Annotated in this window: 8 protein-coding genes and 2 pseudogenes (2 of these 10 only partly in view); 5 read left to right on the top strand and 5 right to left on the bottom strand. The window is 66.3% G+C overall.

The window, feature by feature from the left end; genetic code table 11:
- Positions 1–1,008 (top strand): annotated as a pseudogene (locus ACFE99_RS02545) (3-hydroxyacyl-CoA dehydrogenase NAD-binding domain-containing protein); it begins 1,159 nt to the left of the window's first position.
- A 66-nt stretch (positions 1,009–1,074) separates the two neighbouring features.
- On the opposite strand, the gene ACFE99_RS02540 reads toward ACFE99_RS02545, so the two are convergent.
- From ACFE99_RS02540 to ACFE99_RS02530, 3 genes are all read right to left on the bottom strand, one after another.
- A complete protein-coding gene (locus tag ACFE99_RS02540) occupies positions 1,075–1,683 on the bottom strand; it encodes a class I SAM-dependent methyltransferase (RefSeq protein ID WP_375482118.1) in 609 nt (202 codons plus the stop codon).
- A gap of 87 nt (positions 1,684–1,770) precedes the next feature.
- The gene (locus ACFE99_RS02535) at positions 1,771–2,634 is read right to left on the bottom strand and encodes an LLM class F420-dependent oxidoreductase (RefSeq protein WP_375482115.1); all 864 of its coding nucleotides are present in this window, start codon (positions 2,632–2,634) and stop codon (positions 1,771–1,773) included.
- 3 nt (positions 2,635–2,637) lie between these two features.
- Complete coding sequence (locus ACFE99_RS02530; RefSeq protein ID WP_375482113.1) at positions 2,638–3,843, bottom strand: FAD-dependent monooxygenase; 1,206 nt, start codon at positions 3,841–3,843, stop codon at positions 2,638–2,640.
- Positions 3,844–3,917: 74 nt separating this feature from the next.
- Between ACFE99_RS02530 and ACFE99_RS02525 the strand changes: the two genes are divergently transcribed.
- The 4 genes from ACFE99_RS02525 (at position 3,918) to ACFE99_RS02510 (ending at position 7,200) form a co-directional block, all read left to right on the top strand.
- Positions 3,918–4,454: a TetR/AcrR family transcriptional regulator gene (locus ACFE99_RS02525; protein ID WP_375482111.1), complete on the top strand. Its 537-nt coding sequence runs from the start codon at positions 3,918–3,920 to the stop codon at positions 4,452–4,454.
- A 21-nt stretch (positions 4,455–4,475) separates the two neighbouring features.
- Positions 4,476–5,465, top strand: coding sequence for an LLM class F420-dependent oxidoreductase (locus tag ACFE99_RS02520; protein WP_375482109.1), 990 nt, complete (start codon positions 4,476–4,478; stop codon positions 5,463–5,465).
- Between the two features lie 145 nt (positions 5,466–5,610).
- A complete protein-coding gene (locus tag ACFE99_RS02515) occupies positions 5,611–6,024 on the top strand; it encodes a Zn-ribbon domain-containing OB-fold protein (RefSeq protein WP_375482107.1) in 414 nt (137 codons plus the stop codon).
- Positions 6,025–6,054: 30 nt separating this feature from the next.
- Positions 6,055–7,200 carry a thiolase family protein gene (locus ACFE99_RS02510; protein ID WP_375482105.1) on the top strand — a complete coding sequence of 382 codons (1,146 nt, stop codon included), beginning with the start codon at positions 6,055–6,057 and terminating at the stop codon, positions 7,198–7,200.
- Between the two features lie 9 nt (positions 7,201–7,209).
- Here ACFE99_RS02510 and ACFE99_RS02505 read toward each other — a convergent pair whose 3' ends face one another.
- The gene (locus tag ACFE99_RS02505; protein WP_375482103.1) at positions 7,210–8,862 is read right to left on the bottom strand and encodes a DNA repair helicase XPB; all 1,653 of its coding nucleotides are present in this window, start codon (positions 8,860–8,862) and stop codon (positions 7,210–7,212) included.
- Between the two features lie 30 nt (positions 8,863–8,892).
- Positions 8,893–10,240, bottom strand: a pseudogene (locus tag ACFE99_RS02500) (helicase-associated domain-containing protein) (it continues 948 nt past the right edge of the window).

Here is a 10,240-nt window from a genome sequence, read left to right as displayed (position 1 = left end):
ACCCAGGAGCGCTCCGACGCGCTGCTGAGCCGCATTCACCCCACCGCCGACGCGAACGACGCCGCCGGCGCCGACCTGGTCATCGAGGCGGTGTTCGAGTCGGTTGAGTTGAAGCACAAGGTGTTTGCCGAGATCGAGCCTGTGGTGGCGCGAGACGCGGTGCTGGGCTCCAACACCTCGACCCTGCCGATCACCGAGCTGGCCAGCGGGGTCACGCGGGCCGAGGACTTCATCGGCCTCCACTTCTTTTCGCCGGTCGACAAGATGCCGCTGCTCGAAATCATCAAGGGCCGCAAGACCTCTGATGCCACCCTGGCCAAGGCGGCGGATTTGGCGATGCAGATCGGGAAAACCCCGATCGTGGTCAACGACAGCCGCGGCTTCTACACCAGCCGGGTGATCGGAACGTTCATCAACGAGGCGATCGCGATGCTCGGCGAAGGCGTGGAGCCGGCCAGCATCGAGCACGCGGGCGGCCAGGCCGGCTACCCGGCGCCGCCGCTGCAGCTCTCTGACGAGCTGAATATGGAGCTGATGGCCAAGATTGCCAAGGCCACCCGCGAAGGCGTCGAAGCCGCCGGGCAGACCTACACGCCGCATCCGGCTGAGGCCGTCGTCAACAAGATGCTCGAGCTGGGCCGGCCGGGCAAGCTGAAGGGCGCCGGTTTCTATGAGTACGTCGACGGGAAGCGGGTCGGCCTGTGGCCGGGCCTGCGCGAGACGTTCAAGTCGGGTTCGTCGAAGCCGCTGCTGCAGGACATGATCGACCGGATGCTGTTCGCCGAGGCGCTGGAAACCCAGAAGTGTCTCGACGAGGGTGTGCTGACGTCCACGGCGGACGCCAACATCGGATCGATCATGGGTATCGGTTTCCCGCCGTGGACCGGTGGCACCGCGCAGTTCGTCGTCGGCTATCCCGGCGGCAAGGAGGGCTTCGTTGCCCGTGCGCGCGAGCTGGCCGCCAAGTACGGCGACCGGTTCTTGCCGCCTGACTCGCTGACCTCCTAGCGCGAGCAGACGCGGAAGCTCCCGGAACAGCGTGGTTTTGGGCGCCTTTGCCTCTGCTGGCCAGGGCTAGTTTTGGCGCTGAAGCACGTAGCTGCGCGCCTGGAACCGGGCGGCGAATCGGTTGCCATTCGTCCACTGCGGTTCATCGGTCGCCGACAGCAGGGTCCAGGTCGGTGTGAAACGGCGCTCGATTTCCGCTTGCTCGACTCCCGCCGGCCCCAACCGGCCGCTGGGTTTGAAAGCGACCATGAACAGCCGTGCGCCCGGGGCGGCGGCTGCCGTGATCTCGCGGACGTAAAGGTCACGATCGACGTCGCTCATGCCGTGAAAGCAACCGTTGTCCACGATCAGCCCGAACCCTGAACCGATTCCGGCCTGGCTCAAATGCGTAACGTCGGCGCGGACGAAGTTGACCGTCAGGTTCGCGGCCCGGGCCTTCGCGCGGGCCTTCTCCACTGCCTTCGGCGTGAAGTCAACCCCGGTGACTTGCCAGCCGTGCTGGGCCAGATAGATCGACGCGTCGCCGGTGCCGCATCCGACGTCAAGCGCGGATCCCGGGGGCAGCGCGTCGGTTCCCTCGATCAGTCCGCGCAGCGTCGCCGACTGTGGATGGCCGTCCCATGGGGTAAAGCCCAGCGTGTAGAAGATCTGAAACAACGCGTGTCGAGAGGCCATTGCCTCACGGTATTACGTGGCGGGCGCTGATTGAAGCTCTCCACGGCAATCGGAAAGTAGCGCTGTGGCCAACGACATCACGGGCGGTCAGGAAGTGCACGCCGCGGCGATTCGGCGCCACTCCTCGCGCGGGAACGCCGTCTGGTCAGCCAGCAACACTTGCACACAGACATGGTCGGCGCCGGCCGCTCGATGCTCGGCAACCCTGCGCATGATGGCTTCCTCGTCACCCCAGGCGATGATCGCGTCGAAGAGTCGATCGCTCACCTGCGCTAGATCGTCGGCGGAGAACCCGCTCCGAAGCAGATTGTTGGCGTAGTTGGGTAGCGCCAAATAGGCGCGGAGCCAATCGGTTCCGATGTTGCGGGCCTGCTCGGCGCTGTCGGACAAGATCACCGTCTGCTCCGGCAGCAGCAGTGGGCCGTCGCCCAACACCGAACGCGCAGTGGAGGTGTGCTCGGGGGTGACGAGGTAGGGGTGGGCGCCGCGGGCGCGAGTCGCTGCCAAGGCCAGCATTTTTGGGCCGAGCGCCGCCAGTACGCGCCGCTCCACGGGTACCGGCTGTTGCGCGGCGTCCAGCGCATCCAGGAACGACGCCGTCGCCGCCAGCGGTTTGCGGTATCGCCCGGGCTCGCGGGAGTCGATCAGTGGCGCATGGCTGACGCCGATACCCAGCAGGAAACGGTCGCCATGCTCAGCCGTCAGCGATGCGTAGGAGTCGGCGACGTCGGTGGGTTGGTGCATCCAGAGGTTCAAGATGCCCGTCGCGATCACGGTCTGTTTTGTTGCGCCCAGCAGGCGCTCCACGGCGTCGAACACCGGCCCGCCCACATCCGGAATCCACAGCGCGGTAAAGCCCAGCTCCTCCAATTCCGCTGCTGCCTCGGCCGCTTCGACTGGGTCGCCGTAGCGCAGTTGGCTACTCCAAATTCCGACGCCGGAAAGCTGCATGCGTCAATGTTGCCAAACGCCGGCACCGTAGTCGGGCAGTGGGATCGAGTCGTGCATTCGCACACCTTTGGTGTTGAGCTTGGCGATCGCACGGCTGACCGGTGTCGGCAGTGCCGACACCAGCTGGGCGCCCCGGGTCACCGCCCAGAGCGCGGCCCGGGAGGCGGGGACGACGGTTTTGGCAGCACCCCGCGCGAATGCGCGGCTGCGGCGCACCGGTTCGCGCATCTGTTGTTCGTAGGCCGCGAACGCTGCCTGGTAATCGCCGCGCACGCGGGCCAGTTCCCCGGCCAGCACATAGGCCCCGACCACCGCGAGGCTGGTGCTGCCGCCCACGGCCGGGCCCGGGCAGTATCCCGCGTCGCCGACGAGAGTCACCCGCCCACGTGACCAGCTGTCCAGCTGCAACTGGGTGATGGAGTCGAAGTAGAACGCCGGGGTGGTGTCGAGGTGTGCGAGCCAACCGTCTACCCGCGGATGCATTCCCGCGAATGCGTTTCGCAATAAGTCCTTTTGCCGCAGCGCATCTCGATGGTGGTATTGCAGTTCAGGGCTGTGGAACAGGAAAACCGCCCGCGCGTCGTCCAGGTGATGCGCGCTGTAGATTCCGGCCATGCGGCCGACCTCGACGTGACCGATCATTTCCCCATCGGGCGCCAGCGATTTCGGTACGGACGCCACCGCCAGATAGCCCCCGAGGTACCGGGTGAGACCGGCGTCGTCACCGAAGACCAACCGGCGGACGTTGGAATGTAGCCCGTCGGCGCCGACCACGACGTCGAACCTGCGGGCACGCGCGCGCTCGAATGTCACCTCACCATCGGGCGAAATCGCCGTGATCGAGTCGCCAAAGAGGTACTCGACATCGGCGGCGTCGTAATAGATTTCGCCGAGGTCGTCGCGCATGATCTCGACGTGCCGGTCGGAGGCGGCGCGGTAGATCTTGGTGAGGTCGACGAGGATCGGCCGTCGCGCCCCGTCGCGGTAGATGCGCAGTCGCTCGGTCCCGGTGGCGCGGTCCTCGATGCGCGGCAGCACACCCATCTTCGCCGAGATCTCCATCGCCGGCCGGAACAAGTCGACGGCGTGGCCACCAGTCTTGCGCAAGGTCGGTGCACGCTCGACGACTGTCACGTCGAATCCATATCGATCGAGCCAGAACGCCAGCACCGGTCCCGCGATGCTCGCGCCCGATATCAGAACCCGCATGTGCCTGTCCTTACTTAACGATAGGTAAGCGTATCACGGGGCTTACCTATCGGTAAGTCAGATAAGCTGGCCGGGTGAGCAGGCCCCGCTCCGACACCCGGGAGCGCATCCAAGAGGTCGCCCGCGAGCTGTTCTCACAGCGCGGCGTGCAGCGCACCAGCCTGCAGGACATCGCCGAAAGACTGGGAATCACCAAACCCGCGTTGTACTACCACTTCTCGTCGCGAGAAGAGCTGGTCCGCAGCATCCTGCAGCCGCTGATCGAAGAGGGCGAGCGCTTCATCGCGGCCCGCGAGAACCATGGCGACACCGATGTCCGAGAACTGCTCGAGGGCTACTTCGACTATCACTATCGGCACCGTGGCGACCTCGTGCTGGTGGTCACGGAGTTGACGACGCTGGCCGAGCTGGGGCTGATCGACAAGCTCTTGGCATGGCGAGAACGGCTCGGCCGGCTTGTGTTCGGACCCAACCCAACACTGACGCAAGCCACCCGCGCGGTGATTGCTTTCGGTGGCCTGCAGGACTGCTGTCTGCAGTTCCCCGACACGCCCTACGAAGAATTGCGTACCGCAGTCGTCGACGGCGCGCTGGCTGCTTTGGGTATGTGAGGCCGTCTAGAGTCCCGAGCTATGCGCTTTGGACTGTTCATCCCGCAAGGCTGGCGACTAGATCTGGTGGGTATCGAACCCGCCAAGCACTGGTCGGTGATGCGCGAGCTGGCCGCCTACGCCGACGACAGCGCGTGGGACTCGCTGTGGGTCTACGACCACTTTCACACTGTGCCCATGCCGACCGCCGAAGCCACCCACGAGGCGTGGTCGCTGATGTCGGCCTATGCGGCAACGACATCGCGGATCAAGCTCGGCCAGATGTGTACCGCGATGAGCTACCGCAACCCGGTCTATCTGGCCAAGGTGGCGGCCACCGCCGACATCATCTCCGGCGGTCGTATCCAGATGGGTATCGGCGGCGGCTGGTACGAACACGAATGGCGCGCTTACGGTTACGGCTTCCCCTCCGCAAAGGTAAGGCTCGGGCGGCTCGACGAGGGCGTGCAGATCATGCGCGACGCTTGGCGCGACGGCAAAGTCAGCTTCGCTGGCGAGCACTACCAGGCCGACGGCGCGATCGTTGCACCCAAGCCGTTGCAGGACAACGGTATTCCGTTATGGATCGCGGGCGGTGGGGAGAAGGTGACATTGCGGATCGCGGCGAAGTACGCGCAGTACACCAACTTCACCCCTGAGCCGGAAGCGTTCGCACGCAAGTCGCAGGTGCTGGCTGGGCACTGCCGCGAGGTGGGCACCGACTTCGACGCCATTGTGCGGTCTGTCAACGTCAACGCGGTGGTTGGCGCCTCGGAGGCGGAGGTCAAAGACCGGCTGCAGCGCGTCCGCGACCGGATTGACGGCTACGTACCCGAGTCAGCTGCGGATGCGATGATCACCGGCACCACTGGGGCGGAGTCGGCGACCGGCACGGCCGAGCAGGTGGTCGAGCGGCTCGAGCGCCTACGGGGGCTGGGCTGCGAATACGTCATCTGCTACTTCCCCGACGCCGCCTATGACAGGTCTGGTGTCGAGCAGTTCGAACGGGAAGTGATCCCCGCGCTCGGCTAGCCCCGGTGACGATGCAGCGGTGCAGCTGCCCGATGGCGGAGCCCGGGTGAGTGGGGGTGAGAATGGGATTTCCAGTTTGGTGGAATGCTGTTGTACCGTCGGGTGCGGAGCACTATTCTCTTCTCTGACTTCGGAGGATCGCCCGATGCAGAAGGCGTTGGCACCGGATATCTCTACCTGGCCGGATGACAATCCACAGCTGATCGGCAGTCGCTGCGCGGACTGCGGTGCCACCACGTTTCCAGTGCAGCAGCGTTGCCCACGGTGCAGCGGCGGGCAGATGTCGGAGCTGTTGTTGCCGCGTCGCGGCACTCTGGTGGCCTGGACCACCCAGGGGTTTCCGCCGGGGCCTCCCTATGCCGGTCCTACCGGCGACGCCTTCACCCCTTTCGGGGTCGGCCTGGTTCAGCTTGGCGACGTGATCAGGGTCGAGGGGCGGCTCACTGAAAACGATCCGGCCAAGCTGCGGTTCGGCATGGACGTCGAGCTGACCATGGTGCCGCTGACCACCGACGCCGAAGGCAACGAGGTCATGACGTTTGCTTTTCAGCCCGTCTAGGCCCACGAGGACCCGAAAAGGAGTGGCGAGATGAACGACGTGGCGATTATCGGTGTGGGGCTACACCCGTTCGGGCGCTTCGAGGGCAAGTCCGCGATGGAGATGGGCGCCGACGCGATCCAGGCCGCGCTGGCTGACGCCAGCCTCGACTGGAAGGACATCCAGTTCGGAGTCGGCGGCAGCCATGAAGTGTCCAACCCGGACGCGGTGACCAGGTTGGTGGGGCTGACCGGAATTCCGTTCACCGACGTGTTCAACGCCTGCGCTACCGCCGCCAGCGCTACCCAGTTGTGTGCGGACACCATCCGGCTGGGCAAGTACGACATCGGCATCGCCGTCGGCATGGACAAACATCCTCGCGGTGCCTTCACGGACGACCCTGCCAAGCTGGCCCTTCCGGCCTGGTACGCGGAGAACGGCCAGTTCGTCACCACCAAGTTCTTCGGCATGAAAGCCAACCGCTACGTCCACGAGCACGGCATCTCACCGGAAACTCTGGCCAAGGTGGCCGCCAAGAATTTCCGCAACGGCTCGTTGAACCCCAACGCGTTTCGCCGCAAGCCGTTGACCGAAGAGCAGATTTTGGGCTCGCCGGTGCTGAATTACCCTCTGACGCAATACATGTTCTGCGCCCCTGATGAAGGAGCGGCGGCGGTGATCATGTGCCGCGCTGACATCGCGCACCGCTTCACCTCGAAACCGGTGTATCTGCGCGCGGCCGAGATCCGCACCCGCCGTTACGGCGCATACGAGGTCCATGCCACCTTTGCGCCTCTTGAAGAAGACGTGTCGCCCACCGTCTACGCGTCGCGCGCCGCGTTCGAGGCGGCCGGCGTAGGCCCGGAAGACGTCGCCGTGATCCAGCTGCCCGACACCCACGCCCGCGCGGAGGTGATCCACATGGCCGAGGCCGGATTCTGCGCCGACGGCGATCAGGAAAAGTTGCTCGCCGACGGCGCCACCGAAATCAGCGGCCCGATGCCGGTCAACACTGACGGCGGGCTGATCGCCAACGGCGAGCCAATCGGTGCGTCCGGTCTGCGCCAAGTCCACGAGTTGGTGCGTCAGCTTCGCGGGGAGGCGGGCGACCGTCAGGTCTCCGGCACACCTCGGGTCGGATTCGCGCAGGTGTACGGTGCACCGGGCACCGCCGCGGCGACGGTGCTGACGACCTAGCGCTCGCCGTCATATGGCCGGGCCCAGCAGGTCGTCGGCGTCGCGGATGACGTAGCCGTAGCCTTGTTCAGCCAGGAACCGCTGGCGATGCGCGGCGTATTCGGCGTCCTGGCTGTCGCGGGCCACCACCGAGTAGAACACCGCCCCGCCGCCGTCGGCTTTGGGCCGCAGCAACCGGCCCAGCCGCTGCGCCTCCTCCTGCCGTGAGCCAAAAGTGCCCGAAACCTGCACAGCGACAGAGGCTTCCGGCAGGTCGATGGAAAAGTTGGCCACCTTGGACACCACCAAGGTGTTCACCTCGCCGCGACGGAACGCGTCGAACAACGCTTCACGCTCCGCCGTCTTGGTCGACCCCTGGATCACCGGCGCGTCCAGCAGCGTGCCCAGTTCGTCGAGTTGGTCGAGATAGGCGCCGATCACCAAGGCGGGCTCGCCGGGGTGGCGGCTCAGGATCGACTTGACTACCGCGATTTTCGAGTGCGCGGTCGAGCACACCCGGTACCGTTCCTCGGGTTCGGCGGTGGCGTAGCGCATCCGCTCGTTGTCGGTCAGCGTCACCCGCACCTCGACGCACTCGGCCGGCGCAATCCAGCCCTGCGCTTCGATGTCTTTCCACGGCGCATCATAGCGCTTCGGCCCGATCAGCGAGAACACGTCGCCTTCCCGGCCGTCCTCGCGGATCAGTGTCGCGGTCAAACCCAACCGGCGCCGCGACTGCAGATCGGCAGTCATCCGAAACACCGGGGCCGGCAGCAAGTGCACCTCGTCGTAGATGATCAATCCCCAGTCGCGGCTGTCGAACAGCTCCAGGTGGCGATAGTCCCCCTTCTTGGTGCGACGGGTGATCATCTGATAGGTGGAGATGGTAACGGGCCGAATCTCTTTGCGTTCGCCAGAGTATTCGCCGATCTCGTCCTCGGTCAGCGTGGTGCGAGCAACCAGCTCGCGTTTCCACTGCCGCGCGGCAACAGTGTTGGTGACCAAGATCAGCGTCGTCGTACTGGCTTTGGCCATGGCCGCCGCGCCAACCAGCGTCTTGCCCGCCCCGCAGGGCAGCACCACCACCCCGGAACCTCCGGACCAGAACGACTCCGCCGCCATCTGCTGGTAGTCACGCAGGTGCCAGCCGTCTTGCCGCAGGCCGATCGGGTGCGCCTCGCCGTCGACGTAACCAGCCAAATCCTCTGCAGGCCAACCGATCTTGAGCAGCATCTGCTTGACCCGGCCACGCTCGCTGGGATGCACGACGACGGTGTCCTCGTCGATGCGGGCGCCCAGCATCGGGGTGATCTTCTTGTTGCGCAGCACCTCCTCGAGCACCGCGCGATCGAAGCTGACCAGCGTCAGGCCGTGCGCGGGATGCTTGACCAGCTGCAGCCGCCCGTAACGGGCCATGGTGTCGACGATGTCGACCAGCAGCGGCTGGGGCACCGCATAGCGGGAGTAGCTGACCAGCGCGTCGACGACCTGCTCGGCGTCGTGGCCGGCGGCGCGGGCGTTCCACAGCGCCAGCGCAGTGATGCGGTAAGTGTGCACGTGCTCGGGGGCGCGTTCCAGCTCGGCGAACGGCGCGATCGCCGCCCGCGCGGCACCCGCCAGCTCATGGTCGACCTCCAGCAGCACCGTCTTGTCGGACTGCACGATCAACGGCCCGTCAGTCATGAACTCGATTATCCGGACACCGCTGACACGTCAGCGCCGCTCCTCGGCGCTGCGCTGTGCATCGTCGCCGTCGCGCACCACCGACGTGATGCGATGCACGGCGAAATCGCGCAGCCGTCCGGACGCCGAATCGAAAGCCACCAGCTGGCCGCCGTGCAGGCTGATCGGCGTCACCACCCGCTGGGTGGCCACGCCGGCGGCGTCGACGTAGCCGATCACCACCGTGGTGCCCTCGCGCACCGCCTCGTGCAACAGCGACATCGCCGTCATTGCATCGACGCGGATATTGGCAAAGGGTGCGGCGGCGACTTTGCGCAGCACCGAGACAATGGCGCTCACGGTCTCGCGGCTTGGGCGAGGGACCGGCCGCAGTGTGCGACGGTGTTGAGGGGTGGGCACCCGGGCGCCGCGGGCGCGGATGTCGACGATGGTGCCCGAGGAATCCTCAGCGGCCGGGGCGAAGCCCGCTCCGCGCAACACCGCGAGCACGTCGGATATCGGCGCCTGCGACACCGCTACGGTCGGCGCCAGCGCCCGCAGCTCCAGCTGTTGGGCACCGGGCGTGGCCACCACTTGCGCCAGCAGCGCTGGATCCTCGCAGCGCACAAACGATGCCGCGATGCCGACCCGAAGCTGCCCGTGCCGACGCGAGACGTCATCGATGAGGTAGTCAAGTCCTTGCGGCACAGGTGTTTTGGAGTGCTTCGCGAAAAGCGCGTGCAGCGAGTCGGCGGTCTTTCCAATATCCAGGGCATGCCGGATCGACTGCTCGCTGACCCGGTAGACCATCGCTGCGCCGGCGGACTCGACCGTGGCCACTGTGCCCAATTCCTCGGCCAGACGCCGTTCCAGCGGGCCGGGCGCCACCACGGTCAGGTCCGCCTGCACCAGAAAGTGGTCGATCGGCTCGGGCAGCGCCCGCGTCATCGCCGCAACGACGGCGTCGTCGTCGGCTTCTTGGTCCAGCAGCGCGCGGCCCGGCGTGCTGATCGCGCCGCGACCCACCAGGCCGAGGAAGTGCGCTTCGTCGATCAGGTCTGCGACCTGCCCGGGTTGCAGCCGCTTGGCCCATCGGGGCCGCCGCCACACCAGGGCTGTCGAGGCCGAGGTCTCGTCGACCCCGGCGCCGGACGGCAGTTCGGCCAGCATGCCCAACAGCAGCCGGCGGTCCAGCGGAGCCGCAGTCGAGTACACCGAATCCGACAGAGCGCCATAAGGTTTCGCGTCGGGACCCCGGGTTCCGATTAGCGCGGGACGGGTGGGCAGCTCCAGCCAGGTGGTGGCCAGCAGATGCCAGCGCTCAGCGGTGGACGCCTCGGCGAACCGGTCGGCGGCCACCGTCGGTGCCCAATATGGCCCCTCACCGTCTTCCGGCAGG

It is taken from the genome of uncultured Mycobacterium sp. (assembly GCF_964249325.1).
Lineage (GTDB): Bacteria > Actinomycetota > Actinomycetes > Mycobacteriales > Mycobacteriaceae > Mycobacterium.
Note: the sequence above shows the minus strand (reverse complement) of the source record. Positions and strands in the feature narration are given on the sequence as shown.